The sequence below is a fragment of the Allobosea sp. GW823-FHT01F03 genome, from assembly GCF_058798075.1.
In genome coordinates, this window is record NZ_CM179505.1 from 2,302,752 (window position 1) to 2,329,386 (window position 26,635).

Below are 26,635 nucleotides of genomic sequence, written 5' to 3' on the forward strand. Positions count from 1 at the left end.
TTCAGGGAGGTCGTGATCCCGCCGCGACTTGGGTGCATGATCACGCGCGTGATGAACGGAATGTTGCAAGAGCGTGCGTGAGGCCCTGACCTTCCTGGCCGGGCTTTTGGTGGCGGCGTTGCTGGCGGCGCTGCTCGGGCCCGGCTTTGTCGATTGGCGGGAGTATCGTGGCCATTTCGAGCAGCGCATCGGCGCGGCGCTCGGGCTGGAGACGCGCATTGCCGGCGATATCGGCCTGCGCCTGCTGCCTTCGCCGCGCCTGACGCTGCGGGCGGTGAAGCTCGGTGCGGCCGATGGTGAAAGCAGCGCCGCGACGATCGAACGCCTGACGGTCGAGCTCGCCCTGGCGGCGCTGGCGCGCGGCGATTTCCGCCTGACCGAGGCGGAAGCCGACGGCATGGCCCTGACCTTGATCGGCGATGCCGACGGGGCGGTGTCGATGCCGCCACGCCACGGTACGGGGTTGCCGGCGGCGACGGCGATCGACCGCTTCGCCATTCGTCGCTCGGCGATCATCTGGCGCGAGGCCGGCAAACCGGCGAAGGTGCTCGCGCCGATTTCGGTCGATCTCGCCGCCGCCGGCCTCGGTGGCCCCTGGCGGATCGAGGGCGAGGTGGCGGGAGCGTCGCTGCGCTTCGCCACCGGCGAGGTCGAGGCCGATGGCCGCCTGCGTGCCAAGATCTTCGTCACCGGCGAGCAGAACCAGCTGTCCTTCGATGGCGCGCTATCCCTACCGATGGCCGGGGGGCGGTTGCAGCCGTCGCTCCAGGGGGCCTTCACGCTGACGCCGGGCGGTGCGCTCAGCCTGTCCGGTACGGTCGGTGGGGGGGCTCGGCAGCTCGATTTCAGCAGCCTCGCGATCGAGATAGCCGGCGGGGCCGCCCGGCTCGAGGGCGAGGGCCACGTGCTTCCGGCGACGGGCTCCGGCGGGTTTCAACTGCGCGCGCGTCGCCTCGACGCCGACGCGCTGATCGAGGCGCTGGATCAGCGTCCGGGCTTCGAGCGCGCGCTACAGGCCCTGCCTGGCGCCCTCGATCTCTCGCTCGATCTCGACCAGATCGCCTGGCGTGGCGAGGATCTCAGCGGTTTTTCCTTGCGCGGTCGCCTGGACCAGTCCGGTGTTTCGGGCGCGCGTGCCGGCCTCCGCATCGCCAATGCGACGCTGCAGGCGAGCGGCGATCTCGGTGAGGCCGGTTTTCGTGGAGAGCTTTCGCTGAAGGCCCCGGATGCACGGCGGGCGGCGCTGGCCCTGGCCCGGCTCGGCGTCGAGCCGGCGCTGGCTGATGGCTTCGCCGCCTTCCGCGAGTTCGAAGGCGCCGCGACGCTCGACTGGCGCAGCGGGCAGCTCGGCGTCGAGCGCCTGTCGGTCAAAACCGGCTCCGGCCAGCGCCTCGAGGGCTCGGCGGCGGTCACTCCCGGCAAGCTCGAAGCGAAGCTGCGGCTGGACGGGCTCGACCTCGCCAATCTGCCGCCGGGCGAGAGCCTGACCGGCCTCGCCGGCGGCCGCGATCTCGCGCTCGACCTGACGCTCGGCGGCGTGCGCTACCGGGCCACGGCGCCGGGTTCGGCCCGGCTCGCCTTGACGCGGCAGGGCAGTGACTGGCGGCTCAGCCGTTTGTCGGTCGAGGGCTTCGGCGGCGTGCGCGTCGAGGGCCAGGGCGCTCTGCTGCCGGATGGCGGCGAGATCAGCGGCCGGGTGCGTGCGCCACGTTTTGCTGCGCTGGCCGCTCTGGCCGGCGCGCTGCTGCCCGACCAGGCCCGGCGCATCCTGCCGCGCATCGAGGACGGGCTGGCCGGGCTCGACAGCAGCTTCAGATTGACCCGCGCCAGCAGCGGCGAGACCGGCCTCGTCGCGGAGGGAACGGCGCAGGCCGGAAAGCTCAGCCTGAACGCCGGTCTCGGTCGGACAGGAGACTGGACCGGCGGAGAGCTGCGCCTGGCGCTCGATGATCGCCGCCGGGCTTTCGCCGCCTTCGGCCTGCCGCGGCCGGCGCAGGGCGGGCCGGGCGAGCTCAGGCTCGATTTCGGCGCCGGCGGCCCGGCCGGTTCGCTGAGCGGCCCCGGGCTGGCCATGGTTCTGGAAGGAGCGGGGGAAGGCGTGAGGCTGAACCTGCAGGCCGAGGCACCCGGGCTGCTGATGCCCGAAGGGCTGGCGCGCCTGTTGCCCCAGGGCGTGATCGACGCTTCCGGAAAAATCCGGTTCGGCGAGGAGAGCATGCTCGAAGATCTCGTCGTCAACAGCGGCGGGCGCACGGCGCGCGGTGCGCTGGCGCTCGGCGCCGATGGCGCGATCGGGGGCAAGCTGGCGCTGCCGGCTTTCGCCTTGCAGCCGCTGCTGACGGCCACGCTCGGCAGCGCGTCGCCGGTACCGGGCAGCGTCTGGTCGCCGGCGCGCTTCCAGGCGGCGCCCGGGCTCGGAGAGATCAGGCTTGCGATCACGACGGAGCGGCTCGCGGTGAGCGAGCAGTTCGGGCTCGACAAGGCCGCGTTCCAGCTCGCGACCGGGATTGACGGGCTCTCGATCAGCGATCTGAGCGGGCGCCATGCCGGCGGCGAGGTCAGCGGTGGACTCTCGATCCGCCGCGAAGGCGGGCTGGCACAGCTCTCGGGTCGGCTCGGGCTGGCGGGACTCGACCTGGCGACGCTGACTGGGGGGGCGCTCACCGGCAAGCTCTCGGGCCGGTTCGAGGCCGGTGGCTCGGGCGAAAGCCCGGCGCGCCTGATCGCCGGGCTCGGCGGTGCCGGCTCGATCAGCGTCAGCGGTGCCGGGATGAGCCGCTTCGATCCGGCTGCTTTGTCTCGGGTGATCGCAGCCACGGGGGAAGACGCGTCCGAAAGCGAGACCGAACGGTTGCAGGACCGGATCGCGACGGCGCTGGAGCAGGCGAACTGGCCGCTCGGTGATGTGACGGTGCCGTTCACCCAGGCGGGTGGCGTGCTACGTGTCCAGCCGGTCACCTTCGAGCGGGCCGGGCTACGCGCCGAGGCGAGCGGTACGGTCGACTGGCGGGCGATGAATCTCGACCTCAGGCTGGCATTGCGTCCGCTTTCCGCGCCGCCGAAGGACTGGCCGCAGCAATTGCCGCAGGTCGGCTTCGCCTGGCGCGGCCCGATCGCGGCGCCACGCCGCGAGGCCGATGTCGCGGCCTTGTCGAATGTCGTCGCGGCACGGGCGCTTGCCAAGGAGATCGAACGGGTCGAGGCCTTCGAGGCCGATCAGCGCGAGCGTGCCTTCTTCTCGCGGCGGCTCCGGGCCGAGCGCGAGATGCGCGAGAACGAGCGCAAGCTCGCCGAGTTCCTGAAAGCCGAGGAGGAGCGGCGGCTCGCCGAGGAGAAGCGGGCCGAGGAGGCACGCAAGCTCGAGGAAGCTCGGCTCGCCGAAGAAGCCCGCAAGGCCGAACTCGCAAGACGCGCCGAAGAGGCGCGGCAGGCCGAGGAGGCACGCCGGGCCGAGATCGCCCGCAGGCTGGAAGAGGCACGGCTCGCGGAGGAGGCGCGCAAGCTGGAGTTGACGAAGCGACAGGAGGAAGCGCGCAAGGTCGAGGAAGAGCGACGCAGGGTCGAAGCCGAGGAACGGGCCAGACAAGCGGCGATCCGGGCCGCGATCGAGGGCCGGTCCGGGCCGATGATCCTGCAGGGAGCGCCGCCCTCCTATATTCCGGGCGACCCCTATATCAGGCCGCGTGGCGAAGCGCCGCCGCTTGCGCCGCCACTGGATATCCAGCCGGTGCCGCGTCCGCTGTCGCGCTCGCCAAACTGATTCAGCACGCCGGGGCGTCGATTCAAGCGCGCATCCAGTCCTTCTGGATTGCTTCGCCGCGCCCGCAATGACAGAGGGCCGAGAGGCGATCAGACGCCCCGCAGCAGTTTGAAGGCGATCGCCCACATGGTGGCCGCGACGATGCCGTCGAGAATGCGCCAGGCTGCCGGGTTGGCAAAGAGCGGGCGCAGCCAGCGCGCGCCATAGCCGAGCCCGAAGAAGAACAGGAAGGAGGCGGTCATCGCGCCGGCGGCGAAGATCAGCTCCTGTCCGGGAAACTGGCTGGCGATACTGCCGATCAGCAGGACCGTGTCGAGATAGACATGCGGGTTGAGCCAGGTCAGGGCGGCGCAGGTCGCGAGGCTCGCCGACAGGCTGGCGCCGCCGGCGGTGCCGACCGCCAGGGCCTCGGAGGAACGCAAGGCCGAAAGCAGGCTGCGGGCGCCGTACCAGACCAGGAAGGCGGCGCCGCCATAGCGTAGGGCCGGCTCCAGCATTGGTAGCATCGCCGTCGCCTGCCGCAGGCCGACGACGCCGAGGAGGATCAGCACCGCATCGGAGAGGGCGCAGGTCAGGCAGACCGCGAAGACGTGCTCGTTGCGCAGGCCCTGGCGCAGCACGAAGCTGTTCTGGGCGCCGATGGCGACGATCAGGCTGAGGCCCATGGTGAAGCCGGTGACATAGACGGAGAGGGGCATCGGCGCGGTTTCCGGTTGGTGAGGTTCCGCCTAGGCTCGATACCGGCATTAGTGTAGTTAAATTTGATTATGCGAATTAAGTTCAGCTAAGGTCATGCTCGATTATCCGGCCATGCAGGCCGTATCCCTGGTGGTGCGGACCGGCAGTTTCGAGAAGGCTGCGCAGGCCCTGAACGTCACGCCCTCTGCCGTCTCGCAGCGCGTCAAGCTGCTCGAGGAGCGGATGGGCACCGTGCTGGTCATCAGGGGGCAGCCCTGCACCGCGACCGATAGGGGCGAATGGCTCTGCCGCCATATGGAGCAGCTCGGTCTGCTCGAAGAGGAGCTGATGGCCCGGCTACCGGCGCTGGCTGAGCCGGACCAACCCCAGCGACGCGCCACGCTGCGGATCGCCACCAATGCCGACAGCCTCGGGACCTGGTTCCTCGGCGCGGTCGCGGCCTTCGCCCGGCGCAGCACGCATCTTCTCGACATCGCCGTCGACGATCAGGATCATACGGCCGAGTGGCTGCGGCGGGGGCGCGTGCTCGCCGCGGTCACGGCGCTGGCCAAGCCCATTCAAGGCTGCCGCGTCACACCGCTCGGCTCGCTGCGCTATCTGGCGACGGCGAGCCCGGATTTTGTCGCGCGGCATTTCCCCGGGGGCGTGACGCTGGAAGCGCTCGCACAGGCGCCCTCGCTGGTCTTCAACCAGAAGGACCGGCTGCAGCGCCAGTGGATGCAGCTCGCCTTCGGCGCGAGTCCGGATCACCCCGTCCACTGGGTTCCTTCGACACAGGGCTTCGTCGATGCGAGCCTTCTGGGCATCGGCTGGTGCGTCAATCCCGAACTGCTGGTGCGGGGCCATATCGCGACCGGACGGCTGCATGAGCTCGTGCCCGGCACATCGCTCGACATTCCGCTGTTCTGGCAGGTCAACCGGATCGCGTCGGACCGGCTCGCGGACCTGACGCACGCCATGGTCGAGACGGCGCGCCAGGTTCTCGTCAATCTGCAGGGCTGAGCGGCGCAGCTCCGGCGCGGGCGCGGTAATGTGCGAGGACATGCAGGCGCAGGGCGGAGGAGAGATTGGCTTCGCCGCGGGCGAGATCGATCTCGGCGACCAGGCCGGCGAGCGGCCGGCCCTCGGCAGCGGCGATCTCCTTCAGCGCTTCCCAGAACGGTTCTTCGAGAGAGACGCTGGTTCGATGGCCGGCAATGGCGAGCGAGCGCTTGTGCAGGCCGCTCATGCCTCGCCCTTGTCGTCCTTCGTCGCGTCGAGGCGGTGCCCGTCGAGACGGGTCGCCTGCAACGTCTTTTCCGCCGCTGTCAGTTTGCGCTCGGCCTTGGTGCGGCCGAATTCGATCCGGTTCTGCGCGGCCTGCGCCTCGGCCGTCGCACGGTCGCGGGCCTTGCGGGCGCGCCGGAGATTGATGATCTCCGCCATGCCTCAGGCCGGGCCGAGCATGTGTCCGGGCACGACCGTGCGGTCGAACAGCGCCGCCTCGACGCCGGCGCGCAGAGCCTCCTCGCGCAGCGTCGTGCCGTTGTGGTGGGCCGCCTTGGCGATGGCGGCGGCCTTGTCATAGCCGATCGCCGGGGCGAGCGCGGTGACCAGCATCAGCGAGCGCGAGAGCAGCTCTTCCAGCCGCTCGCGATTGGGCTCGATGCCCTCGACGCAGTTGAGGCGGAAGCTCTCGGTTGCGTCCGCCAGAAGGCGCGCGGATTGCAGAAAAGCCTGGGCGATCACCGGCTTGAAGACGTTGAGCTCGAAATGACCCTGGCTGGCGGCGAAGGCGATGGTCGCCTGGTTGCCGTGCACGCGGGTCGCGACCATGGTCAAGGCCTCGGCCTGGGTCGGGTTGACCTTGCCCGGCATGATCGAAGAGCCCGGCTCGTTCTCAGGCAGGCTGAGCTCGCCGAGGCCCGAGCGCGGGCCCGAGCCCATCAGGCGGATGTCGTTGGCGATTTTGAACAGGTCCATGGCGAGCGCGGTCAGCGCGCCATGGCTGTAGGTCATCGCGCCATGGCTCGCCAGCGCCTCGAAGAGATTGTCTGCCGTGCGGAAGGGCAGGCCGGTCAGACGGGCGATCTCGGCCGAGAAGGCCTTGGCGAAATCGGGATGGGCGTTGAGGCCGGTGCCGACCGCAGTGCCGCCCTGGGCGAGGGCCAGCAGGCCGGGCAGGGTCTGATCGATCCGGGCGATGCCGAGCTCGATCTGGGCGACGTAGCCGGAGAATTCCTGGCCGAGCGTGACCGGGGTCGCGTCCTGAAGATGGGTGCGGCCGATCTTGACGAGGTCGGCATAGGACTTGGCCTTGGCGTCGAGCGCGTCCTTCAGCCGGGTCAGGGCCGGCAGCAAGTCCCGCGAGACGGCAAGCGCCGCGGCGATATGGATCGCCGTCGGGAAGCTGTCATTGGAGGACTGGCCCTTGTTGACATGGTCATTGGGGTGCACCGGGCTCTTGGCCCCGAGGCCCGCGCCGAGGATCTCGTTGGCACGGTTGGCCAGGACCTCGTTGGCGTTCATGTTGGACTGGGTGCCGGAGCCGGTCTGCCAGACCACCAGCGGGAAATGGTCGTCGAAGCGGCCGGAGAGCGCTTCGTCGGCCGCCTGGACGATGGCGGCCTCGAGCTTGTGATCGAGCAGGCCGAGGCGGGCGTTGACGATGGCGGCGGCCTTCTTGACCAGCACAAGCGCGTGCACGAGCGGCAAGGGCAGGCGCTCGGCCGGGCCGCCGATGCGGAAATTCTCGAGGGAGCGCTGGGTCTGCGCCGCCCAGTAGCGGTCGGCAGCGACGGAAATCGGACCGAAGGAATCGGTTTCGCTGCGATATTCGGTCATGGCCGGCTCAGGTCTTCTTGCGGAAGGCGTCGAGGCTGAGAACCTGCGCGCCACCTTCCCCCTCGGCCTCGGTTTCCTTGTCTTCGGCCTGCGCCTCGCCAGTTTCGCTGCCGGGCTTCGCGGCGGGGGCCGGCGTCGGCGTCGGCTTCGGCTTGCCGGCGAGCGCCAGGGCTGCCGGGGCGGCGTTCGGCTCGGTGCCGACGGCGCGCGGCCCCTTCGGCGCCTCCTGGGCGTCCGGCGCGGCCTCGGCCTGCGCGTCCTGGGTCTCGAATTTCAGGCCGAACTGCACCGAGGGATCGAAGAAGGTGGTGATCGCATCATAGGGGATCAGCAGCCGTTCAGGCACACCCGAGAAAGACAGCCCGACCTCGAAGGCGTGTTCGCTGACGTTCAGGTCCCAGAACTGGTGCTGGAGCACGATCGTCATCTCGTCCGGGTGCTTCTCGCGCAGGCGCTGCGACAGGCGCACGCCGGGCGCCGTGGTCCGGAAGGTGATGTAGAAATGATGATCGCCCGGCAAACCGTCGCGGCCGGCCTCGGACAGGATCTTGCGTACCACGCCCTTGAGCGCGTCCTGTACCATCAGGTCGTAGCGGAGAATGTCCTTCGTCATCGCGTCCGGATTCCGTTTCGATCATGTCCTGCATGCCCGGACGCCGGGCATCCGGCACATGCATAAGCGGGCATGCCGCCCTTCATCAAAAAAAGTGGAGGCTTCTGTTGCCAGGCGCCTCCGAGCCCCGCCTTACGCGGCTAAGCGCAAGGGCTTTGGTTTGGGAACCAGCACCGCTTACGCGGCGACAGCAACCCGAGCATTGTTGTCGTTGGCAACTATGCTTTGGCCCGATAACGGCGGAACCATGCCGAGCAAAAGAACGACCTTTACACCCTCGTCGATCCTATTTCGCCCCCGCCGCAGCCCTGCAGCTTCGAGGCTGCAAGTTTCCTGCTGCTCGCGCCGCAGGGCTGGGGTGGAGGCGCCGGGTACCGCCCCCGGGTCCGAAAGGCTTATTCCGACGTCCGTTTATCGCCATAGCCGTTCTTGCGAGCGGCATGGCGAATATAGGCACTGTGATCGCGGGGGGAAAGAGAGCAGGAGGGTTTTCCGGCTCAATAATCGCCCGGCGGCACAAACATGGCCAAATGAAGCGCAACCTGCCGGAAAATCGGCGGAAACGGGCTCAGCGCAGCAGCGTTCCGTCATGCGCATTGATGTCGATGACGCGCTCGTCGCCCGAGCGGTCGCGTCCGGCGAGCTCCCAGCGGCCTTCGAGCAGCGCGATTTCCTCGACATGGACGAGGCCGGTATCGAAGGCGATGGCGCGAGCCTGCGCCTCGCTGATCCCTTCCATGGTGATGATCCTGGTTTCCCGTGGTTCGGCGGCGGCGCCAAGCGCCCAACTGGCCATGAAGGCCGCGACGGCCGCGGCAGCCAGCAACTTCGTTCTGCTCATGATTCAATCCTCATCAGCACGGGCCGATTTTGCGCAGGCCCGAAGCGCCCCTTGTCTTCCATAGGGCTCTCAGATTGGGGCGCGGGTCCGGCAATGCGGAGGCGGCAGGGCGTCACAGACGATGCCGTTTTCGTGAGCGCCTGCGCGGGGCTGCGGGGCGGCATGCGCAAACGTCTCTGGACGGCGCCGCCACGGCTCTTTTGGAGCGGGCTCGAATCCGGCTAGATGCCGGCATGCGCCAGTATCACGATCTCCTGAAACGCGTTCTCGACGAGGGTGTCCGCAAGGACGACCGCACCGGTACCGGCACGCTCGCCGTGTTCGGCCATCAGATGCGCTTCGACCTCTCCGCCGGCTTCCCGCTGGTGACGACCAAGAAGCTGCACCTGAAGTCGATCATCCATGAGCTGATCTGGTTCCTGCGCGGCGACACCAATGTGCGCTATCTCCAGGAGAACGGCGTCACGATCTGGGACGAATGGGCCGATGCGAACGGCGATCTCGGCCCGGTCTATGGCCGGCAGTGGCGCTCCTGGCCGGCGCCCGACGGGCAGACCATCGACCAGATCGCCTGGCTGGTGAACGAGATCCGCCGCAACCCGGATTCACGCCGCCTGATCGTCTCGGCCTGGAATCCGGCCGATATCCCGAAAATGGCGCTGGCGCCCTGCCATTGCCTGTTCCAGTTCTTCGTCGCCGACGGGAAGCTCTCCTGCCAGCTTTACCAACGCTCGGCGGACGTCTTCCTCGGCGTGCCGTTCAATGTCGCGAGCTATGCGCTTTTGACCCATATGGTGGCGCAGGTGACGGGGCTCGGCGTCGGCGAGTTCGTCCATTCCTTCGGCGACACCCATCTCTATGTGAACCATCTCGACCAGGCGAAGCTGCAGCTTTCGCGCGAGCCGCGGGCGCTGCCGACGCTGAAGCTCAATCCGGTGGTGACGAAGCTCGCGGACTTCCGCTTCGAGGACATCGCGATCGAGGGCTACGATCCGCATCCCGGCATCAAGGCGCCGATCGCGGTATGACGCTCTCCATTCGCCCCGCCCGGCCCGGCGAGGCCGGTCTCGTGCTCGGCTTCATCCGCGAGCTCGCCGAATACGAGAAGCTGCTGCACGAGGTGGTGGCGAGCGAGGCCGACATCGCCAGGGCGCTGTTCGAGCCCGAGCCGAAGGTCTTCTGCGACATCGCGGAATGGGACGGGAAGCCCGCCGGCTTCGCGATCTGGTTCTACACTTATTCGACCTTCACCGGCCGGCACGGCATCTGGCTCGAGGACCTCTATGTGCAGCCCGAGCATCGCGGCCGGGGCATCGGCAAGGCGCTGATGGTCCGCCTCGCCCGGCGCTGCGTCGACGAGGGGCTGTCGCGCTTCGCCTGGTGGGTGCTGAACTGGAACGAGCCTTCGCGGGTGTTCTACCGCTCGATCGGCGCCGTCGCGCAGGATGAGTGGACGGTGAAGCGGCTCGACGGCGAGGCGCTGGCGAGGCTGGCGCAAGGTGGCTGAGCCGATGTCCGCAGACGCAGCGCAGCTGCCCGTCGTCCTGGTCGCGGCGATCGCCGACAATGGCGTGATCGGCAGCGAGAACAGCCTGATCTGGCGGCTGAAGACCGATCTGCGACGTTTCCGCGCGCTGACCATGGGCTGCCCGATCATCATGGGCCGCAAGACCTTCCTTTCGATCGGCAAGCCGCTGCCGGGCCGCGAGACGGTGGTGCTGACGCGGGATCCGGACTTCCGGGCCGAAGGCGTCGCGGTCGCGACCTCGCTGGAGGAGGCGCTCGCGATCGCGCAGCGGCTCGGGGCGCAGAAGGGTGCCGGTGCCGTGATCATCGGCGGTGGTAGCGAGATCTACGCTCTCGCCCTGCCGCTGGTCGACCGGATGGAACTCACCTTCGTCCATGCTGCCCCGGCAGGCGACGCGGTGTTTCCGCCCTGGGACCGTGCCGCCTTCAGCGAGACTGCGCGCAGCGAGCATCCCGCCTCGGCCGATGATGAGCATGCCTTCAGCTTTGCCAGCTTCGAGCGGCGCATTTGAGCCCATTCGAGTGGCCACGCGACAAATGACTTACGTCGAAAGGGGCTTGCGTCGTTGACGAATCCGTGGCCGATGCCCAAGTCACAGCCCATCGCGCCGCCCGGCGCTGACAATGAACTGCCGTTCGGTTATTGCACGGTCGGTATTTAAAGTGAGGAACGGCTGAAGAATGCCTTGGAGCAACCAGAGCGGCGGTAGCGGGGGAAGCGGCGGCGGAGGTGGTCCCTGGGGCCAGCGCGGCGGCGGCGGCAATGGCGGCGGTCCCTGGGGCGGCGGTCCATCGGGCGGCAATACGCCCCCCGATCTCGAGGAGATCATCCGGCGCGGCCAGGACCGGCTGAAGAATTTCATGCCCGGCGGCAATCTCGGCGGCCGTGGCGCGCTCCTGATCGGCCTCGGGCTGGTTCTGGTCTGGCTTGCCACCGGCGTCTATACGGTGCGCCCCAACGAGGTCGGCCTCAACCTGATCTTCGGCAAATATGTCGGCAAGACCGGCCAGGGCCTGAATTACAACCTGCCGTATCCGATCGGCAGCGTGATCAAGCCGCAGGTCACCAACGTCATCACCACCGAAGTTGGCTTCCGGACCGTCGAATCCGTGCGCGCCTCGCGCCAGAGCGACGTGCCAGAGGAAAGCCTGATGCTGACCGGCGACGAGAACATCGTCGACATCGACGTGATCGTGCAGTGGCAGATCGACCCCGGCGCGCCGGAGTCCTTCGTCTTCAACATCCAGGATCCGCCGGGAACCGTTAAGGCGGTGGCCGAGAGTGCGATGCGCGAGGTCATTGGCCGGCGCAACATCCAGCCGGTGCTGACCACCGACCGCGCCCAGATCGAGACCGAGGTGCGCCAGCTGATGCAGGACACGCTCAACTCCTATCGGGCGGGCGTGCAGATCAGGCTGGTCCAGCTCCAGAAGGTCGACCCGCCGCAGCAGGTCATCGACGCCTTCCGCGACGTCCAGGCGGCGCGCGCCGACCAAGAGCGTCTGCGCAACGAGGCCGAGACCTATGCCAATCGGGTCGTGCCGGAATCGCGCGGTCGCTCGGCGCAGCTGATCCAGTCCGCCGAAGCCTTCAAGGACCAGACGGTCAATGAGGCGCTCGGCCAGATCAGCCGCTTCACCGCTGTCTACGAGCAGTACAAGAACGCGCCGGGCGTGACCCGCGAGCGTCTCTTCATCGAAACCATGGAGCGTGTCCTCGGGGGCATGGACAAGATCATCCTCGATCAGAACAAGTCCGGCAGCGGCGTCGTGCCCTATCTGCCTCTCTCCGAACTTGGCCAGCCCCGTCGTCCGGCCGGCCAGGCCCAGCAGCAGGGAGCGTCGCGATGAACGGCTTCCTTCGCGTCGGCGCGCTCGCGCTGATCGGCATCGCGGCTGTCGTGTTCTATGTCGCGACCTTCGTGGTGCAGCAGACCCAGTCGGCCATCGTGCTGCGCTTCGGCGCGGTGCGCAGCGTCGTCACCGCGCCCGGCCTCTATTTCAAGCTGCCGGCGCCGTTCGAGCAGGTGGTCTATCTCGACAACCGCATCCTCGACCTCGACCTGCCGGCGCAGGAAATCATCGCCGCCGACCAGAAGCGTCTCGTGGTCGATGCCTTCACGCGCTACCGGATCTCCGACCCGCTGCGCTTCTATCAGGCGGTCAACAACATCCCGCGCGCCAATTCGCAGCTGGCCTCGATCGTCAACGGTAACGTCCGTTCGGTGCTGGCCGAAGCGACCTTCACCTCGATGGTCCGCAATGACCGCTCGCGGCTGATGAACCGCATCCGCGACGACGTGAACCGCGAGGCGGCGCGCTTCGGCATGACCGTGGTCGATGTCCGCTTGCGCCGGGTCGACCTGCCGCAGGCCAACTCGCAGGCGGTGTTCCAGCGCATGCAGACCGAGCGTCAGCGCGAGGCTGCCGAAGCCCGCGCGCTCGGTGCCCAGCAGGCGCAGGAGATCCGGGCCCGGGCCGAGCGCGAGGCGACGATCATCGTCGCCGAGGCGCAGCGCAAGTCGGACGAGATCCGCGGCCAGGGCGAAGGCGAACGCAACCGCATCTTCGCCGAAGGTTTCGGCAAGGATCCGGAGTTCTTCGCCTTCTACCGCTCGATGCAGGCCTATGAAGCAAGCCTGAAGGCGGGTGATACGCGCATGCTGCTCTCTCCGGATTCGCCGTTCTTCCGCTTCTTCAACGATCCGGCCGGCGGCAAGCAGGGAGCGGCGCCTGCCGCTTCCGGCGCTGCTCCGGCGGCCGGCGCGGCCCGGCCCTGATCTCAAGCGGGCGTCGGGGCGGCATGACGGATTTCCTCGCGGCATTGGGCCTGGTCTTCGCCATCGAGGGGATATTGTTCGCCGCGATCCCGCATCTCGCCAAGGACGCGCTGCGCAGTGCCGCCGAGACGCCGCCCGATCGGATGCGGCTGATCGGCATCGTCTCGGCGATCATCGGCGTGCTGCTGGTCTGGCTGGTGCGCGGCTAGCGCCGGCAAGGCATATTCCCGATCGGGCCGGCTCGGCCCGATCGGATTTTTTCCGGGGACGGCTGCCCTGCGCCCGCAGCTTTCCGCAGCCACGAGAAGCGGCGCCGGCCTCGCCGATCACGCGATCGCGTGATCTTGCGTCGCCCTTCCGCCGTATTTTGGCGTTCTGAGTTGCGTTCGGATTTCGGCTGCGCTGCAATGCCGGCAAGGCGCGACCTTCTCACGAGGACATCGATGGCAAGCAAATTCTCCCATGCCTCCCGCCTGACCCGTATCGCGCTCGTCGCCGGCGTTGCGCTCGGCGTTCCGCTTGCGGCGCCGGCTCTCGGTCAGGCGGCCTCGCCGCAGGTGCAGGGGCAGATCTCGCTGGCCGATCTCGCCGAGCGGGTGATGCCGGCCGTGGTCAACATCGCGGCGGTGACGACGAGCGAGACCCGCGGGCGCACGCTGCCGCAATTGCCGCAGCTCGGCCCCGACACCCCGTTCGGCGATCTGTTCGAGGAATTCTTCAACCGCCGCGGCCAGGGCGGGCAGCAGGGCGAGCGTCAGGCGCCGCAGCAGCGCCGCTCGCAATCGGCCGGCTCGGGCTTCGTGATCGATCCGTCGGGCATCGTCGTCACCAATAATCACGTGATCGGCGACGCCAACGAGATCACGGTGGTGTTCGGCGACGGGCTGCGCCTCAAGGCCGAAGTGGTCGGCAAGGACACCAAGGTCGACCTCGCCGTGCTGCGTGTGAAGCACGACAAGCCGCTGCCCTTCGTCAAGTTCGGCGATTCCGACAAGATGCGGATCGGCGACCCGGTGATGGCGATCGGCAACCCGTTCGGCCTCGGCGGCTCGGTCTCGTCGGGCATCGTCTCGGCCCGCAACCGCGACATCAACCAGGGCCCCTACGACACCTATATCCAGACCGACGCAGCCATCAACAAGGGCAATTCGGGCGGTCCGCTGTTCAACATGGCCGGTGAAGTCATCGGCATCAACACCGCGATCCTGTCGCCCACCGGCGGCTCGGTCGGCATCGGCTTCGCCGTGCCGTCCTCGCTGGCGATGAACGTCGTCGACCAGCTCAAGGAGTTCGGCGAGACCCGCCGCGGCTGGCTCGGCGTGCGCATCCAGAATGTCGACGAGGCGACCGCCGAGGCGCTCGGCCTCGGCACGGCGCGCGGCGCGCTCGTCGCCGGCGTCGACGACAAGGGCCCGGCCAAGCCGGCCGGCCTCGAGATCGGCGACGTGATCGTCAAGTTCGACGGCAAGGACGTCAAGGATTCGCGCGACCTGCCGCGCATCGTGGCGGCGACGCCGGTCGGCAAGGACGTGCCGATGCAGGTGATGCGCAAGGGCAAGGAAGTCACCAAGACGGTCAAGCTCGGCCGGCTCGAGGATGGCGAGAAGGTCCAGCAGGCCTCGGCCAACAACAAGCCGGCCGAAGCTGCCAAGCCCGCCGTGACCTCGGCGCTCGGCCTCGAGCTTTCGGCCCAGAGCGAGGAGCTGCGCAAGCGCTACTCGATCAAGGACGGGCTCAAGGGCGTGGTGATCACCAAGGTCGACAGCAACTCGAACGCCGCCGACAAGCGCATCCTGGTCGGCGAGCTCGTGGTCGAGGTCGGCCAGGAGGCGGTGAACTCGCCCGAGGACGTGACCAAGCGCCTCGACGCCCTCAAGAAGGAGGGCAAGAAGTCGGCTCTGCTGCTGGTCTCGAACGCCCAGGGCGAAGTCCGCTTCGTCGCGGTTTCGATGAACTGATCACGGCCATCGCCGAATAGTCGCAAAGGGGCGGGCGGAAGTCCGCCCCTTTTGCTTGGCCGGCTGGCGTGATCGCCCTATTGCAACGGTGCCGGGCGCGGGCAGAGGCGGAAATTCCGGCCGCGGCGGGAGGAACATGGCATGCGGATGAGCGAAATTCCCTTCGGGACGACCGACTGGTCGGACATCGAGCCGGAATACCATGCCGGGGAGCAGGGCCAGGCGAGCTGGCGCACCCGCCGCTTCGGGCCGCAGGACAATGCGATCCGGGTGCGGATGGTCGAGTACTCGCCGGGCTATGTCTCCGACCATTGGTGCGAGAAGGGGCATATCCTGCTCTGCCTCGAGGGTGAGCTCGAGACCACGTTGGCGGACGGGCGCGTCATGCTGCTGCGCGCCGGCATGAGCTATCAGGTCGCAGACAATGCCGAACCGCATCGCTCGCGAGCGCCGAAGGGCGCGCGGCTCTTCATCGTCGATTAGCGCTGATCGATTTCGCGCGGCAGTTCCGCGTCATTCCGGGGCGGCCGGCAGGGCCGAGCCCGGAACCCATGAACATCGCGCGCGTCCAGCGGAGCGCTGCATCTGCGGCACTCTGACCGGCTTGTTCAGTGTTCATGGGTTCCGGGCTCTTCGCATCGCGAAGCCCCGGAAAGACGGCGTGTTCAGCCGCCTTCAGTCCCTGACGATCTCATCGCCGCGATAGCCCTGGGCGTAGAGCAGGGCGGAGAGGTCGGCATGGTCGAGCCGGGCATCGGCCGCGGCGGCGACGGCCGGCTTGGCGCGATAGGCGGCACCGAGCCCGGCCTCGCCGAGCATGGCGAGGTCGTTGGCACCGTCGCCGACGGCGAGCGTCGCCTCATCGGGCAGGCCGAAGCGGCTGCGCAGCTCGACCAGCGTGTCGAGCTTGGCCTGCTTGCCGAGGATCGGCTCGGCGACCGCTCCGCTCAGCGCCGAGCCGCTGCTGAGCAAGGTGTTGGACCGGTCCTCGTTGAAGCCGATCATGCGGCCGATCGGGCCGGTGAAGACGGTGAAGCCACCGGAGACCAGTGCCGTGTAATGGCCCTGGGCCCGCATCGTCCGCACCAGGGCGCTGCCGCCCGGGGTCAGCGTGATGCGTTCGCGGATGATCTCGTCGACGACGGCGAGCGGAATCCCCTTGAGCAGCGCGACACGCTCGCGCAGCGCCGGCTCGAATTCGAGCTCGCCGCGCATGGCCCGCTCGGTGATGGCCGAGACCTTCTCCTTCAGCCCGACATAGGCGGCGAGCTCGTCGATGCATTCCTGGCCGATCATCGTCGAATCCATGTCGGCGAGGAACAGGCGCTTGCGGCGCGTCGCCGCTGGCTGGACGATGATGTCGACCGGGGCGCCGTCGAGCGCGGGGCGCAGCGCGGCTTCGAGCTTGCGCGCATCGTCCGCTTCCGCGAAGAGATCGGCCGCGATCTCGCCATCCAGGCGTTCGATCCGGGCCGGGGCGGGGGCGGCGTCGCGCAGGCGGGCGAGCAGCGCCTCGCCGAGCAGGGCCTGACCATGGGCGGAGACGAAGGTGGCAACGAGCGTCATGAGGGAGCCGGGCAGGAGGTGAGGTACAGCGCGGTGCTCATCGCAGGTCCGACGGCGAGCGGCAAGTCGGCACTGGCCGTCGCGCTGGCGCAGCGCTTCGGCGGTGTCGTGATCAATGCCGATTCGATGCAGGTCTATCGCGACCTCTCGGTGATCACGGCGCGGCCGACGCGGGAGGAGATGGGAGACGTCCCGCACGATCTCTACGGCCATGTCGACGGCGCCAGGAACCATTCGGTCGCGGCTTATGTCGCCGAGGCGGCGGCGCTGCTCGCGGAGCTGGCGACACAGGGCCGCCTGCCCGTGCTGGTCGGCGGCACCGGCCTCTATTTCAAGGCGCTGACCGAGGGCCTGTCCGCAATTCCGCCGGTTCCCGAGGCGGTCCGTGCCGATTTCCGGGCCCATGCCGCCGAGCGTACGACTGGTGAATTGCACGACGAGCTTGCGGCGCGGGACCCGGAGATGGCGGCAAGGCTGCGTCCCAGCGACCGGCTGCGGGTGATGCGGGCCTTGGAGGTGCTGGCCGCGACCGGTCGCTCGCTCTCAAGCTTTCAGGGCGAGCGCCAGCCGGGGCCGCTCGCAGGTCAAAAGCTGTTGCAGATCTTCCTGGCTCCGGAACGGGAGCTGGTGCGGGAGCGGATCGACCGGCGCTTCGACGCGATGATGGCGGCAGGCGCGCTGGACGAGGTCTCGGCGTTGCGGGACAGGCGGCTCGATCCGCTGTTGCCGGTGATGCGCGCCCATGGCGTGCCCGGGCTGATCGCTTATCTCGACGGCCAGCTTTCGCTCGCAGAGGCCGTGGTGCGCGGCAAGGCGGATACGCGCGCCTATGCCAAGCGGCAGGTGACCTGGTTCCGCCATCAAATGGCGGGCTGGCACGCCGTCGCGCCGGAGGCCGGCCTCGCCTTCGCCTTGGCCGAGCTGGCCCTTCGGGACTGAGCTGCGCTCAAGCGGCGGCCGCGATCTCGTCCTCGGCGCAGCGAATGCAGTCGCGGCCTTCGTCCTTGGCCCGGTAGAGCTGCTTGTCGGCGCGAGCGACCAGAGCGCCGAAATCCTCGTCGGCGCGGCGCGTGGCGACGCCGATGCTGGCCGTCACCTGGAGATCGAGCGTCTCGGAGACCGGCAGATGGCTGCGGCGCAGGGATTTATGCAGGCGCTCGGCGAAGCGCCGCGCCTCTCTGGCGCCCGTGCGTGGCAGCAGCACGGCGAACTCCTCGCCGCCGAGCCGGCCGACGAGATCGTGCCCGGCGCGCATCTGTCCGAGCAGCAGATCGGCGAAGGCGCGGATGACGGCGTCGCCGGCCGGATGGCCATGCGTGTCGTTGACCCGCTTGAAATGGTCGATGTCGATGATGAAGAGCGAGGTCTCGTGCCCTGAGGCGGCTGCGGCCCGGATTTCGGCGTTGGCCTTCTCGATCATCGAGCGGCGGTTGAGCAGGGTGGTCAGCGGATCGGTCTCGGCGAGCCGACGCAGCTCCTGCTCGCGCTCCTCGCGCTGGCCGAGCTCGTGCGAGAGAGCCCGCCGGGTCGCGCGTTCCTTGCCTATCTCCAGGGCCAGCGTCGCGGCCCGGCTCTGCAGGGTGAGGTTGGCGAGCTTGAGCTCGGTGATGTCGGTCAGCGTCATCACGAGTCCGTCGCCGAGCGGTGCCAGCGCGACCTGCAGCCAGAGATCGCGCCCGTCGACGGTGTAGGACGCCTCGAACATATCGTTGCGGCGGAGTTCCATGACATAGAGGCAGCGGCGCCAGATCGTCTCGTCGGCCAGGAAGGGCAGCGCCTGGCGGCCCTCGCGGTCGACCAGCGCATCTCCGGCCAGGCCGGCCATGGCGGCGGCGCGCCGGTTGGCGGTGATGATGACGGTGCGGTCGATATTGCCGTCCTCGTCGCGCAGGGCGCGCAGGGCGACGATGCCCGCCGGCGAGGTGTCGAGCACGGTCGTCAGAAGTTCTTCGTGAAATTGCAAGGGCTTGCTGAAGACGATCAGCCGGCGCTGGCCATCGGCGCAGGTGGTCGGCAGCACCAGCCGCTCCCACAGGCTGACGCGGACGGTCTTGACGGCGCGATGGATGGAATAGAGCGGCTTGCCGCTGGCGAGAGCCTCGTCATAGCAGGCGATGGTGAAGCGGGCGACCGCCGGGCGCATCTGGGTGACGTGACCGCCGGTGCGGTCGCAGCCGACAAAGCGGATGATGTCTTGGCCGAAATGCTCGTAGCGGTAGTCGCCCGTTCCGGTCGGCGCCATGATCATCAGGTCACGGGCGCAGAAGGAGAGAAGCTCGCTGCTCAGCGCCTCGAAGGAGGCGCCGGCGAAGTCGGGCAGCGCTCTGCGATCGAACCGGCCCAGCAGGTCGGCGACTTCGGGCGCGTAGGCTCGCTCGACGATGTTGTGGGTATGGACTTCCTGATGCATCGGGCCCGGCTTCCGTCTCCGGGATCGCTATCAGCCTGATCTTGAGAAAGTGTTCCCTTGGGGCAACAAATCCGCTGGCAATCGCCCGGCGGTCCGAAAATCCGTAGCGTAATCTGCTTGACCGGCCGGCGGCGCTCGTCTAGCGTCCGCCAAATTCTTTCACTGCAAGGGCGCGACATGCGCAAGCTCATTCTCGTAAAGGTGCGCTGGTAGGGGCCGGTTTAACAAACCGGGTGTCCCCAACGCCAGCGCACGCCCAGGCCCCTCAGAGGGCCTTTTTTATTGCCTTTTTTCCAGCTGAACTCGAAAAGACAGATCGCGCAGGAGACCGTTATGAGCGAGATGATGACTGGCGCCGAAATGGTCGTTCGCGCCCTTCAGGATCAGGGCGTCGAGCATCTCTTCGGCTATCCCGGCGGTGCGGTGCTGCCGATCTATGACGCGCTCTTCCAGCAGGAGAAGGTCAAGCATGTGCTCGTCCGGCACGAGCAGGGCGCGGTCCATGCGGCCGAGGGCTATGCCCGCTCCGGCGCCGGCAAAGTCGGCTGCGTCCTCGTCACTTCGGGGCCTGGGGCGACCAATGCGGTCACCGGCCTGACCGATGCGCTGCTCGACTCGATCCCGCTCGTCGTCATCACCGGCCAGGTCCCGACTCATCTGATCGGCTCGGACGCCTTCCAGGAATGCGACACGGTCGGCATCACCCGCTCCTGCACCAAGCACAACTATCTGGTGAAGAGCATCGCCGACCTGCCGCGCATCCTGCACGAGGCCTTCTATGTCGCGGCAAACGGCCGGCCTGGCCCGGTCGTGATCGACATCCCCAAGGACATCCAGTTCGCGACGGGCGCTTATAGCCGGCCGCGCGACAACCAGCACAAGACCTATCGGCCGACGGTCAAGGGCGACCTCGGCAAGATCAAGGCTGCGGTCGAGCTGATCGCCAAGGCCAAGAAGCCGGTGTTCTATACCGGCGGCGGCGTCATCAATTCCGGCCCGCACGCCTCGGCGCTGCTGCGCGAGCTGGCGCGGCTGACCGGCTATCCGGTGACCTCGACGCTGATGGGCCTCGGCGCCTTCCCGGCGGCCGACAAGCAGTGGCTCGGCATGCTCGGCATGCACGGCACCTACGAAGCCAATCTCGCCATGCATGACTGCGATGTCATGATCAATATCGGTGCGCGCTTCGACGACCGCATCACCGGCCGGCTCGATGCCTTCTCGCCGCGCTCGAAGAAGATCCATATCGATATCGACCCGTCCTCGATCAACAAGAACGTCAAGGTCGATATCGGCATCGTCGGCGACTGCGCCCATGTGCTCGAAGACATGGTCCGGATCTGGCGCGAGACCTCGCCGCAGATCGACAAGACGGCGCTGACCGCCTGGTGGACGCAGATCGATGGCTGGCGCGCGCGCAACAGCCTCGGCTACAAGCAGTCCGGCTCGGTGATCAAGCCGCAATATGCGATCGAGCGCCTCTATGAGCTGACCAAGGATCGCAACACCTACATCACCACCGAAGTCGGCCAGCATCAGATGTGGGCGGCCCAGTATTTCCGCTTCCAGGAGCCGAACCGCTGGATGACCTCGGGCGGGCTCGGCACCATGGGCTATGGCCTGCCGGCGGCGATCGGCGCGCAGATGAAGAACCCGGACGCGCTCGTCATCGACATCGCCGGTGAGGCTTCGATCCTGATGAACATGCAGGAGATGTCGACCGCGGTTCAGTACCGGCTGCCGGTCAAGATCTTCATCCTCAACAACGAGTACATGGGCATGGTGCGCCAGTGGCAGGAACTGCTGCATGGCGGGCGCTATTCGGAGAGCTACTCCGCCTCGCTGCCGGACTTCGTCAAGCTGGCGGAGGCCTATGGCGGCAAGGGCATCCGCTGCTCCGACCCGGCCGAGCTCGACGCCGCGATCATGCAGATGATCGAGACGCCCGGCCCGGTGATCTTCGACTGCCTCGTTGCCAAGGAAGAGAACTGCTTCCCGATGATCCCGTCCGGCAAGGCGCATAACGAGATGATCCTGCCCGATTTCGAGGGCGACACCGGCGACATCATCGACGCCAAGGGCAAGCAGCTGGTTTGATGATGCACCGTCATGCTCGGGCCTGGCCCGAGCATCTCAGGCAGGGAGAGGCGCCGACCAGCGCCTTCTCGCCGGGAGATTCTCGGGTATGCGCTTCGCCGCGCCCGAGAATGACGGCGTCGGCACGATAGGGGGGACCACATGGCGACCATCGGCCTGATCGGCGGGATGAGCTGGGAATCGACGGCGGTCTATTACCGGCTGCTGAACGAGGGGGTGCGGCGGCGCCAAGGCGGGCTGCACTCGGCCGATATCCTCCTGCATTCGGTCGATTTCTCGCCGATCGCCGAAATGCAGGCGGCCGGGGATTGGGCGTCTGCCGGTGCGGCGATGGCCAACAGCGCGCGTCGCCTCGAAAGCGGTGGTGCCTCCTGCATCGTGCTGGCGACCAACACCATGCACAAGCTCGCCGACCAGATCACCCAGGCGACAAACCTGCCTTTCCTGCATCTCGCCGACGTCACCGCCAAGGCGACCCGCAAGACGCAGAGCCGCCGGCCGCTGCTGCTGGCGACGCGCTTCACCATGGAGCAGCGCTTCTATCGCGATAGGCTCGCCGCCTTCGGCGTCGAGGCACTGGTGCCGGACGAGACGGAGCGGGGTGAGGTCCATCGCATCATCTATGAGGAACTCTGTCGCGGCCGGATCGAGCCGGGATCGAAAGCGCGTTATCGCGAGATCGTCGATCGGGTGGTCCGAGAGGAGGGCGCCGACGGCGTGATCCTGGGCTGCACCGAGATCACGCTGCTGCTCTCACAGTCCGATTTCGCCCAACCGGTGTTCGACACGACGGCGCTGCACGTCGATGCCGCTCTCGATTTCGCTGCCGACCTGTCGGAGCAGGTCGCGGCATGAAACTGGTCATCGCCAACAAGAACTACTCGTCCTGGTCGCTGCGGCCCTGGCTGCTGCTGACCGAACTCGGCATCCCCTTCGAGGAGGTCCTGATCCCGTTCGGGCAGACCTTCGACGATCCCGAATGGAAGCGTGCGATCTCGGCCTTCACCCCGGCCGGCAAGGTACCGGCGCTGCTCGACGGCGAGATCCAGGTTTGGGAATCGCTGGCGATCATGGACCACCTAGCCGAGCTCAGGCCCGAGCTGCCGGTCTGGCCGCGCGAGCGGGCGGCACGCGCTATGGCGCGCTCGATCGCAGCCGAGATGCATGCCGGCTTCGCGGCCCTGCGCGGTGCCTGCCCGATGAACCTCGCCCGCCGGTTCCATCCGCGCGATCGCGGCGCCAAGGTCGCTGCCGATGTGGCGCGCATCACTGTGATCTGGCGGGACGCCAGGGCTCGGTTCGGCGAAGGCGGGCCCTTCCTGTTCGGTGCCTTCGGCGCTGCGGATGCGATGTTCGCGCCGGTCGTGGCGCGCTTCGCCGGCTACGGCATCGGGCTCGACCCCGTCAGCGCCGCCTATGCCGAGGCGGTACAGGCGACGCGCGGCTACAAGTCCTGGCGCACGGCCGCGCTCGCCGAACCCTGGATCATCGAGGAGGACGAGGCCGACGAGCCGGTCCTCGAGGATTTTCGCCCCCATCTCAGCCGCAGCAAGGCCCAATGATGAACACGACGCATTATCCGACCGCCCCGACCGCCCAGCCGATCGCCCGTCACACGCTGGCGGTGATCGTCGACAACGAACCCGGCGTCCTGGCCCGGATCGCCGGGCTGTTCTCCGGCCGTGGCTACAATATCGAGAGCCTGACCGTCTCCGAGACCGAGCATGAGAAGCACATCTCGCGCATCACGGTGGTGACCTCCGGCACGGCGAGCGTCATCGACCAGATCAAGGCGCATCTCGACCGGCTGGTGCCGGTGCACCGCGTCGTCGACCTGACCCTGCAGGGCGAGGCGCTGGAGCGCGAGCTCTGCCTGCTCAAGGTCGTCGGCAAGGGCGATCACCGCGTCGAGGCGATGCGTCTCGCCTCGGCCTTCGGCGCCCGCACCCTCGATGCCTCGCTGACCTCCTTCGTCTTCGAACTGACCGGAACCACCGAGGAAATCGAGCGCTTCATCAAGCTGATGACCGTGGTCGGCCTGACCGAGGTGTCGCGCACCGGCATCGCCGCGATGAGCCGCGGCCCGGACGCGATGTGAGATCGGCCAGCGCGATGAAGGGGCCCTGCATGGTTGATGGATTCGGCCTTTCGGCCTTCGCGGCCGGGAGGGTTGGCGCATGATGATGGGGTTGGAACAGTTCGCGCTCGGCCTCGGCATCCTCGGCCTCGCCTGCTTTACCTGGCCGATCCTGCAGCGGCTTTCGGGCCGGGCCCAGCCCGAGCCTCTCGGCAGCGGCAGGAGCCTGCGCTCGCCGCTGTGGTGGGCCGGGTTCGGTCTGACCGTCATCGCGATCTTCCTGCAGCGGCTTGCGGCTCAGCAGGGCGGCGGCTGAGCCGCGACAAGTAGCCCTTGATCGTGCGCGGCGTTCGGCGGCAAATGGGCCGCATGATCCCTCGCCGGTGCGCAAGCGATGTCGATCCAACTCGAAATCCGCAGCTATCGTGGCGCCGACCGCCATAGCCACGACTACGCTCAGATTCTGCTGCCCATGCAGGGTGCGATGCGGCTCGATGTCGAGGGGCACCGCAGTGTCGTCTCGAGCAATTGCGTCGCGGTCATTCCGCGCGACCACGCGCATGATTTCGAGCCGACCGCCGATTGCAGCATGCTCATCCTCGATGTCGAGGCGAACGCGTTCGCGGGCGAGGCCGCTCCGGCGCTGCTGCGCGACCCCGCGCCGTCGCTGACGCGGGTCGAGCCCTGGCTGTGGCGGATGTTCCGCCAGCTCGGCGCCGAGGTCGAGGCCGGGGCCTGCCGGGCAGGCGATGCGGCGCGCATGGCGTTGGCAGGGCTGCAATTGCTCGAGCCGCAGACATTTTCGCGGCCGTTGTCACGCGCGGAAGGCCGCGTGCTCGAGGTCGCTCATGAGACGCGGCCAGGAAGCGTCTCGCAGATGGCGAAGGCGGCGGGCCTCGGTCAGAGCCGCTTCCACGAGCTGTTCCGGGCGACGACGGGACAGTCGCCGAAGCAGGCGCAGCTGACGCGGCTGTTCGACGAGGCGGCCGACCGGCTGGTTACGACGGCGCTGCCGATCTCCGAGATCGCCTACGGGCTCGGCTATCAGAACGCCTCCTCCTTCAATCGGCAGTTCAGGCGGCGCTTCGGCCTGACGCCATCGGAGTTCCGCGCGGCGACCCGGCGAGGCGGCTAGTCCCTCACAGCCCTCATCCTGAGGAGCAGCCGTCAGGCTGCATCTCGAAGGATGCTTCAGCTGTCTCAGGAGCCTCCTGGATCATCCTTCGAGGCGGCCGCTCACGCGGCCTCCTCAGGATGAGGACCTGGGAGAGCGGATAAGGAAGTGCAGTTTCGGTCAAGCCGTTCGGAGCTTCGGCTCATCACGGGGTTCCGGGCGCTCGCTATGGTCGACGCGACCCAAGGCCATGAGGAACACCCGCGATGAAACTCACTGATTTCAAGGTCCTGACCTTCGATTGCTACGGCACTCTGATCGACTGGGAGACCGGGATCTGGAACGCGCTCCAGCCGCTGATCAGCACCGGCCGGCTCGACCTCGGACGCGAAGACGCGCTGGCGCGCTTCAGTCGTATCGAGAGCGAGCTCGAGGAGGCGGCGCCGTCGCTGCGCTATTCGACGCTGCTCGCCGCCGTCCATGCCCGTCTCGCCAAAGATCTGGGCGTCGCCATCCACGCCGATCTGAACGAGCGCTTCGGCGGCTCGGTGCCGGACTGGCCGGCCTTCCCGGATTCCGCCGAGGCGCTCGCCTATCTCAAGCGGCATTACCGGCTGGTGATCCTCTCCAATGTCGACCGGGCGAGCTTCGCGGCCAGCAATCGCAAGCTCGGCGTCGCATTCGATGCGATCTACACTGCCGAGGATATCGGCTCCTACAAGCCCGATCCACGCAACTTCGCCCATCTGCTCGCGCATCTGGAGGCCGATCTCGGCCTTGAGGCCGGGGAGGTGCTGCACACCGCGCAGAGCCTGTTCCACGACCATGTCCCGGCGGAGCGGGCCGGGCTGGCGCGCGCCTGGATCGACCGGCGCTTCGGCATGGTGGGCAGCGGCGCGACGCAAGATCCCGCGACGCGGCCGCATGTCGACTTCCACTTCAAGAGCCTGGCCGAGCTGGCGCAGGCGCATCGCGAGGAGATGGGCGGCTGAGCTTCAGCCGCTGAAGCCGCCATCGTCGAGGAAGCGCCGCTCCTCGGCCGAGCTCTGCCGGCCGAGGACGGGGTTACGATGCGGAAAACGGCCGAAATCGCGGATGATGTCGCGATGGATCTCGGCGAATTTCACGCCTTCCGGGTCGTCGGCCGCCTCGCAGAGCGCGATGCAGCGCTGCTGGTCGGCGAGGTCCTCCGAATGCATGAACGGCATGTAGATGAAGCGTCGTTCCGGGTTCTCGAAAGCCTGGTCGAAGCCGCGCGCTATGGCGCGCTCGGCCACTGCGAGAGCCAGCGGGTCGGCGGCGAAGGCCTGCGACGAGCCGCGATAGAGATTGCGTGGGAACTGGTCGAGCAGGAGCAGCAGGGCATAGACGCCTTCCGGCGTCTCTTCCCAGGCGTTCAGCTCGCCGCGGGCGGCGGCCTCGACCTCGGCGAGGAAGCGCCGGCGGATCAGCGCGTCGAAGGCATCGTCCTTGGCGAACCATTTCTCCGGGCCGGCCTCGCGCCAGAAATCGAGGATCGCGGTGGCGGCGGGCGGGGTCATCGGCAGGCTCCGTCGGGTTTCGGCAATGTGGTTGGCTCTGCGCCTATATAGGCCGTGCCGCGCCGCAGGGTAGGCCGGCATCCCCCCGCCGCTTTCCGCTTGCACGCCCGCGGGCCCTGGGATAGATCACGGAACCGTAACGTACGGTACTGTTCCGGACCATGGTCGATTCCGCCACCGAAAACCAGGCAGAGGCTCTGACACCGCGACAGCTCGCGGTGCTCGATGCCGTGCTCGGGCTGATGGTGGAGAAGGGCGACCAGCTGACCATGGCCGCCGTGGCGCGGCGGGCGAGCTGCTCGAAGGAGACGCTCTACAAATGGTTCGGCGACCGCGACGGCCTCCTGACCGCGACGGTGCAATGGCAGGCCTCCAAGGTCCGCGCCGGCAATTACGACCGCCAGAAGCTCGACGCGCTGTCGCTGCGCGACAGCCTGATCAGCTTCGCCGCCAACTGGCTGCAAGTGATTTCGAGCCCGACCTCGATCGCCCTCAACCGGCTCGCCATCAGCCATGCCGCGACGCATGAGAGCAATCTCGGCGGCATCGTGCTCGCCAATGGGCGTTTCGCGATCGGCGAGCGGCTGCGGCCGTTGCTGGAGGACGGGCGTGCGACCGGACTGCTCGATTTCGACGATGCCGAGACGGCATTCCGGACCTTTTTCGGCCTGGTCGGCCGCGATGTGCAGATTCGCCTGCTGCTCGGCGACGCGTTGAAGCTCAGTGTCACCGAGATCGAGCGCGATGCGGCGCGTGCCGCCGACCAGTTCCTCGCACTTCACGGGCGGGCGAAACCCGCACCGAAAGCCTGAAGCAAAGAACCCAACCC

The 26,635-nt window shown here is 67.9% G+C and carries 28 protein-coding genes and 1 other RNA gene; 19 read left to right on the forward strand and 10 right to left on the reverse strand.

The genetic code is table 11. The annotated features are described in order from the left end of the window. The first annotated feature begins 73 nt into the window (after nucleotides 1-73). Nucleotides 74-3,760 carry an AsmA family protein gene (locus AC3RCC_RS10880; protein WP_492258419.1) on the forward strand — a complete coding sequence of 1,229 codons (3,687 nt, stop codon included), beginning with the start codon at nucleotides 74-76 and terminating at the stop codon, nucleotides 3,758-3,760. 89 nt (nucleotides 3,761-3,849) lie between these two features. Here the strand turns inward: AC3RCC_RS10880 and AC3RCC_RS10885 are convergent, their stop codons facing one another. Beyond that, nucleotides 3,850-4,458, reverse strand: a complete 609-nt coding sequence (locus AC3RCC_RS10885; RefSeq protein WP_492258420.1) for a LysE/ArgO family amino acid transporter — start codon at nucleotides 4,456-4,458, stop codon at nucleotides 3,850-3,852. A gap of 94 nt (nucleotides 4,459-4,552) precedes the next feature. Between AC3RCC_RS10885 and AC3RCC_RS10890 the strand changes: the two genes are divergently transcribed. Further along, nucleotides 4,553-5,461 (forward strand): LysR family transcriptional regulator ArgP, encoded by a 909-nt coding sequence (locus AC3RCC_RS10890; protein ID WP_492258421.1) that lies wholly within the window; start codon nucleotides 4,553-4,555, stop codon nucleotides 5,459-5,461. On the opposite strand, the gene AC3RCC_RS10895 is transcribed toward AC3RCC_RS10890, so the two are convergent. From AC3RCC_RS10895 to AC3RCC_RS10920, 6 genes are all read right to left on the reverse strand, one after another. Next, nucleotides 5,445-5,687: a ribbon-helix-helix domain-containing protein gene (locus AC3RCC_RS10895; RefSeq protein WP_291641168.1), complete on the reverse strand. Its 243-nt coding sequence runs from the start codon at nucleotides 5,685-5,687 to the stop codon at nucleotides 5,445-5,447. The two genes, AC3RCC_RS10890 and AC3RCC_RS10895, sit on opposite strands and share 17 nt — an antisense overlap. After that, entirely contained in the window at nucleotides 5,684-5,884 is a 201-nt protein-coding gene (locus tag AC3RCC_RS10900) for a DUF4169 family protein (RefSeq protein ID WP_291641170.1), read from the reverse strand. The genes AC3RCC_RS10895 and AC3RCC_RS10900 overlap by 4 nt, the downstream gene beginning before the upstream one ends. Before the next feature lie 3 nt (nucleotides 5,885-5,887). Then, a complete protein-coding gene (gene fumC / locus AC3RCC_RS10905; RefSeq protein ID WP_492258422.1) occupies nucleotides 5,888-7,282 on the reverse strand; it encodes a class II fumarate hydratase in 1,395 nt (464 codons plus the stop codon). A 7-nt stretch (nucleotides 7,283-7,289) separates the two neighbouring features. Next, complete coding sequence (locus tag AC3RCC_RS10910; RefSeq protein WP_492258423.1) at nucleotides 7,290-7,895, reverse strand: SspB family protein; 606 nt, start codon at nucleotides 7,893-7,895, stop codon at nucleotides 7,290-7,292. A 93-nt stretch (nucleotides 7,896-7,988) separates the two neighbouring features. Beyond that, nucleotides 7,989-8,374, reverse strand: a transfer-messenger RNA (tmRNA) gene (gene ssrA / locus AC3RCC_RS10915). A gap of 89 nt (nucleotides 8,375-8,463) precedes the next feature. Continuing rightward, nucleotides 8,464-8,736 carry a hypothetical protein gene (locus tag AC3RCC_RS10920; protein WP_492258424.1) on the reverse strand — a complete coding sequence of 91 codons (273 nt, stop codon included), beginning with the start codon at nucleotides 8,734-8,736 and terminating at the stop codon, nucleotides 8,464-8,466. 233 nt (nucleotides 8,737-8,969) lie between these two features. Between AC3RCC_RS10920 and AC3RCC_RS10925 the strand changes: the two genes are divergently transcribed. From AC3RCC_RS10925 to AC3RCC_RS10960, 8 genes are all read left to right on the forward strand, one after another. After that, nucleotides 8,970-9,764 (forward strand): thymidylate synthase, encoded by a 795-nt coding sequence (locus AC3RCC_RS10925; protein WP_492258425.1) that lies wholly within the window; start codon nucleotides 8,970-8,972, stop codon nucleotides 9,762-9,764. Then, a complete protein-coding gene (locus tag AC3RCC_RS10930) occupies nucleotides 9,761-10,243 on the forward strand; it encodes a GNAT family N-acetyltransferase (RefSeq protein ID WP_452117786.1) in 483 nt (160 codons plus the stop codon). The genes AC3RCC_RS10925 and AC3RCC_RS10930 overlap by 4 nt, the downstream gene beginning before the upstream one ends. A gap of 4 nt (nucleotides 10,244-10,247) precedes the next feature. Beyond that, entirely contained in the window at nucleotides 10,248-10,775 is a 528-nt protein-coding gene (locus AC3RCC_RS10935) for a dihydrofolate reductase (protein ID WP_291641182.1), read from the forward strand. A 169-nt stretch (nucleotides 10,776-10,944) separates the two neighbouring features. Beyond that, complete coding sequence (gene hflK, locus AC3RCC_RS10940; RefSeq protein ID WP_291641185.1) at nucleotides 10,945-12,114, forward strand: FtsH protease activity modulator HflK; 1,170 nt, start codon at nucleotides 10,945-10,947, stop codon at nucleotides 12,112-12,114. Then, complete coding sequence (gene hflC / locus AC3RCC_RS10945) at nucleotides 12,111-13,043, forward strand: protease modulator HflC (RefSeq protein WP_291646916.1); 933 nt, start codon at nucleotides 12,111-12,113, stop codon at nucleotides 13,041-13,043. Before hflK ends, hflC begins: the two co-directional genes overlap by 4 nt. A 23-nt stretch (nucleotides 13,044-13,066) precedes the next feature. Next, entirely contained in the window at nucleotides 13,067-13,252 is a 186-nt protein-coding gene (locus AC3RCC_RS10950; RefSeq protein ID WP_291635867.1) for a DUF2065 domain-containing protein, read from the forward strand. A gap of 234 nt (nucleotides 13,253-13,486) precedes the next feature. Next, nucleotides 13,487-15,001 carry a DegQ family serine endoprotease gene (locus tag AC3RCC_RS10955; RefSeq protein WP_291635869.1) on the forward strand — a complete coding sequence of 505 codons (1,515 nt, stop codon included), beginning with the start codon at nucleotides 13,487-13,489 and terminating at the stop codon, nucleotides 14,999-15,001. Nucleotides 15,002-15,142: 141 nt separating this feature from the next. Further along, nucleotides 15,143-15,484: a DHCW motif cupin fold protein gene (locus AC3RCC_RS10960; protein WP_291635870.1), complete on the forward strand. Its 342-nt coding sequence runs from the start codon at nucleotides 15,143-15,145 to the stop codon at nucleotides 15,482-15,484. Between the two features lie 192 nt (nucleotides 15,485-15,676). Here AC3RCC_RS10960 and serB read toward each other — a convergent pair whose 3' ends face one another. Then, a complete protein-coding gene (gene serB, locus AC3RCC_RS10965; protein WP_492258426.1) occupies nucleotides 15,677-16,567 on the reverse strand; it encodes a phosphoserine phosphatase SerB in 891 nt (296 codons plus the stop codon). Here serB and miaA point away from each other — a divergent pair. After that, the gene (miaA, locus tag AC3RCC_RS10970) at nucleotides 16,535-17,506 is read left to right on the forward strand and encodes a tRNA (adenosine(37)-N6)-dimethylallyltransferase MiaA (RefSeq protein ID WP_291635874.1); all 972 of its coding nucleotides are present in this window, start codon (nucleotides 16,535-16,537) and stop codon (nucleotides 17,504-17,506) included. The genes serB and miaA overlap by 33 nt on opposite strands. Before the next feature lie 7 nt (nucleotides 17,507-17,513). Here miaA and AC3RCC_RS10975 read toward each other — a convergent pair whose 3' ends face one another. After that, nucleotides 17,514-18,977, reverse strand: a complete 1,464-nt coding sequence (locus tag AC3RCC_RS10975) for a GGDEF domain-containing protein (protein WP_492258427.1) — start codon at nucleotides 18,975-18,977, stop codon at nucleotides 17,514-17,516. 333 nt (nucleotides 18,978-19,310) lie between these two features. Between AC3RCC_RS10975 and AC3RCC_RS10980 the strand changes: the two genes are divergently transcribed. The 7 genes from AC3RCC_RS10980 to AC3RCC_RS11010 all read left to right on the forward strand — a co-directional run bounded on the left by AC3RCC_RS10980 (nucleotide 19,311) and on the right by AC3RCC_RS11010 (nucleotide 25,257). After that, nucleotides 19,311-21,074: an acetolactate synthase 3 large subunit gene (locus AC3RCC_RS10980; protein WP_291635878.1), complete on the forward strand. Its 1,764-nt coding sequence runs from the start codon at nucleotides 19,311-19,313 to the stop codon at nucleotides 21,072-21,074. A 141-nt stretch (nucleotides 21,075-21,215) separates the two neighbouring features. After that, a complete protein-coding gene (locus AC3RCC_RS10985; protein WP_492258428.1) occupies nucleotides 21,216-21,929 on the forward strand; it encodes an aspartate/glutamate racemase family protein in 714 nt (237 codons plus the stop codon). Beyond that, the gene (locus AC3RCC_RS10990) at nucleotides 21,926-22,636 is read left to right on the forward strand and encodes a glutathione S-transferase family protein (protein WP_291635882.1); all 711 of its coding nucleotides are present in this window, start codon (nucleotides 21,926-21,928) and stop codon (nucleotides 22,634-22,636) included. The genes AC3RCC_RS10985 and AC3RCC_RS10990 overlap by 4 nt, the downstream gene beginning before the upstream one ends. Next, a complete protein-coding gene (ilvN, locus tag AC3RCC_RS10995) occupies nucleotides 22,636-23,172 on the forward strand; it encodes an acetolactate synthase small subunit (RefSeq protein WP_291635884.1) in 537 nt (178 codons plus the stop codon). Before AC3RCC_RS10990 ends, ilvN begins: the two co-directional genes overlap by 1 nt. Nucleotides 23,173-23,251: 79 nt before the next feature. Further along, entirely contained in the window at nucleotides 23,252-23,467 is a 216-nt protein-coding gene (locus AC3RCC_RS11000) for a hypothetical protein (RefSeq protein WP_291646909.1), read from the forward strand. 78 nt (nucleotides 23,468-23,545) lie between these two features. Then, nucleotides 23,546-24,286 carry a helix-turn-helix domain-containing protein gene (locus tag AC3RCC_RS11005; RefSeq protein WP_492258429.1) on the forward strand — a complete coding sequence of 247 codons (741 nt, stop codon included), beginning with the start codon at nucleotides 23,546-23,548 and terminating at the stop codon, nucleotides 24,284-24,286. Between the two features lie 245 nt (nucleotides 24,287-24,531). Further along, nucleotides 24,532-25,257, forward strand: a complete 726-nt coding sequence (locus tag AC3RCC_RS11010) for a haloacid dehalogenase type II (RefSeq protein WP_492258430.1) — start codon at nucleotides 24,532-24,534, stop codon at nucleotides 25,255-25,257. A gap of 3 nt (nucleotides 25,258-25,260) precedes the next feature. On the opposite strand, the gene AC3RCC_RS11015 is transcribed toward AC3RCC_RS11010, so the two are convergent. Next, nucleotides 25,261-25,806 (reverse strand): DUF924 family protein, encoded by a 546-nt coding sequence (locus AC3RCC_RS11015; protein ID WP_291635892.1) that lies wholly within the window; start codon nucleotides 25,804-25,806, stop codon nucleotides 25,261-25,263. Nucleotides 25,807-25,967: 161 nt separating this feature from the next. Between AC3RCC_RS11015 and AC3RCC_RS11020 the strand changes: the two genes are divergently transcribed. Beyond that, nucleotides 25,968-26,618 (forward strand): TetR/AcrR family transcriptional regulator C-terminal domain-containing protein, encoded by a 651-nt coding sequence (locus AC3RCC_RS11020; protein ID WP_492258431.1) that lies wholly within the window; start codon nucleotides 25,968-25,970, stop codon nucleotides 26,616-26,618. Nucleotides 26,619-26,635 lie beyond the last annotated feature (17 nt).

Coding starts and splice junctions, on each gene's coding strand:
- AC3RCC_RS10950 (WP_291635867.1), top strand. CDS start 13,067: ATGACGGATTTCCTCGCGGCATTGGGCCTGGTCTTCGCCATCGAGGGG.
- serB (WP_492258426.1), bottom strand. CDS start 16,567: ATGACGCTCGTTGCCACCTTCGTCTCCGCCCATGGTCAGGCCCTGCTC.
- AC3RCC_RS10960 (WP_291635870.1), top strand. CDS start 15,143: ATGCGGATGAGCGAAATTCCCTTCGGGACGACCGACTGGTCGGACATC.
- hflC (WP_291646916.1), top strand. CDS start 12,111: ATGAACGGCTTCCTTCGCGTCGGCGCGCTCGCGCTGATCGGCATCGCG.
- AC3RCC_RS11000 (WP_291646909.1), top strand. CDS start 23,252: ATGATGATGGGGTTGGAACAGTTCGCGCTCGGCCTCGGCATCCTCGGC.
- AC3RCC_RS10895 (WP_291641168.1), bottom strand. CDS start 5,687: ATGAGCGGCCTGCACAAGCGCTCGCTCGCCATTGCCGGCCATCGAACC.
- AC3RCC_RS11020 (WP_492258431.1), top strand. CDS start 25,968: ATGGTCGATTCCGCCACCGAAAACCAGGCAGAGGCTCTGACACCGCGA.
- hflK (WP_291641185.1), top strand. CDS start 10,945: ATGCCTTGGAGCAACCAGAGCGGCGGTAGCGGGGGAAGCGGCGGCGGA.
- AC3RCC_RS11010 (WP_492258430.1), top strand. CDS start 24,532: ATGAAACTCACTGATTTCAAGGTCCTGACCTTCGATTGCTACGGCACT.
- AC3RCC_RS11015 (WP_291635892.1), bottom strand. CDS start 25,806: ATGACCCCGCCCGCCGCCACCGCGATCCTCGATTTCTGGCGCGAGGCC.
- AC3RCC_RS11005 (WP_492258429.1), top strand. CDS start 23,546: ATGTCGATCCAACTCGAAATCCGCAGCTATCGTGGCGCCGACCGCCAT.
- AC3RCC_RS10900 (WP_291641170.1), bottom strand. CDS start 5,884: ATGGCGGAGATCATCAATCTCCGGCGCGCCCGCAAGGCCCGCGACCGT.
- AC3RCC_RS10890 (WP_492258421.1), top strand. CDS start 4,553: ATGCTCGATTATCCGGCCATGCAGGCCGTATCCCTGGTGGTGCGGACC.
- AC3RCC_RS10885 (WP_492258420.1), bottom strand. CDS start 4,458: ATGCCCCTCTCCGTCTATGTCACCGGCTTCACCATGGGCCTCAGCCTG.
- AC3RCC_RS10985 (WP_492258428.1), top strand. CDS start 21,216: ATGGCGACCATCGGCCTGATCGGCGGGATGAGCTGGGAATCGACGGCG.
- AC3RCC_RS10910 (WP_492258423.1), bottom strand. CDS start 7,895: ATGACGAAGGACATTCTCCGCTACGACCTGATGGTACAGGACGCGCTC.
- AC3RCC_RS10920 (WP_492258424.1), bottom strand. CDS start 8,736: ATGAGCAGAACGAAGTTGCTGGCTGCCGCGGCCGTCGCGGCCTTCATG.
- AC3RCC_RS10975 (WP_492258427.1), bottom strand. CDS start 18,977: ATGCATCAGGAAGTCCATACCCACAACATCGTCGAGCGAGCCTACGCG.
- AC3RCC_RS10935 (WP_291641182.1), top strand. CDS start 10,248: ATGTCCGCAGACGCAGCGCAGCTGCCCGTCGTCCTGGTCGCGGCGATC.
- AC3RCC_RS10955 (WP_291635869.1), top strand. CDS start 13,487: ATGGCAAGCAAATTCTCCCATGCCTCCCGCCTGACCCGTATCGCGCTC.
- AC3RCC_RS10925 (WP_492258425.1), top strand. CDS start 8,970: ATGCGCCAGTATCACGATCTCCTGAAACGCGTTCTCGACGAGGGTGTC.
- AC3RCC_RS10990 (WP_291635882.1), top strand. CDS start 21,926: ATGAAACTGGTCATCGCCAACAAGAACTACTCGTCCTGGTCGCTGCGG.
- fumC (WP_492258422.1), bottom strand. CDS start 7,282: ATGACCGAATATCGCAGCGAAACCGATTCCTTCGGTCCGATTTCCGTC.
- ilvN (WP_291635884.1), top strand. CDS start 22,636: ATGAACACGACGCATTATCCGACCGCCCCGACCGCCCAGCCGATCGCC.
- AC3RCC_RS10980 (WP_291635878.1), top strand. CDS start 19,311: ATGAGCGAGATGATGACTGGCGCCGAAATGGTCGTTCGCGCCCTTCAG.
- AC3RCC_RS10930 (WP_452117786.1), top strand. CDS start 9,761: ATGACGCTCTCCATTCGCCCCGCCCGGCCCGGCGAGGCCGGTCTCGTG.
- miaA (WP_291635874.1), top strand. CDS start 16,535: ATGGGCGGAGACGAAGGTGGCAACGAGCGTCATGAGGGAGCCGGGCAG.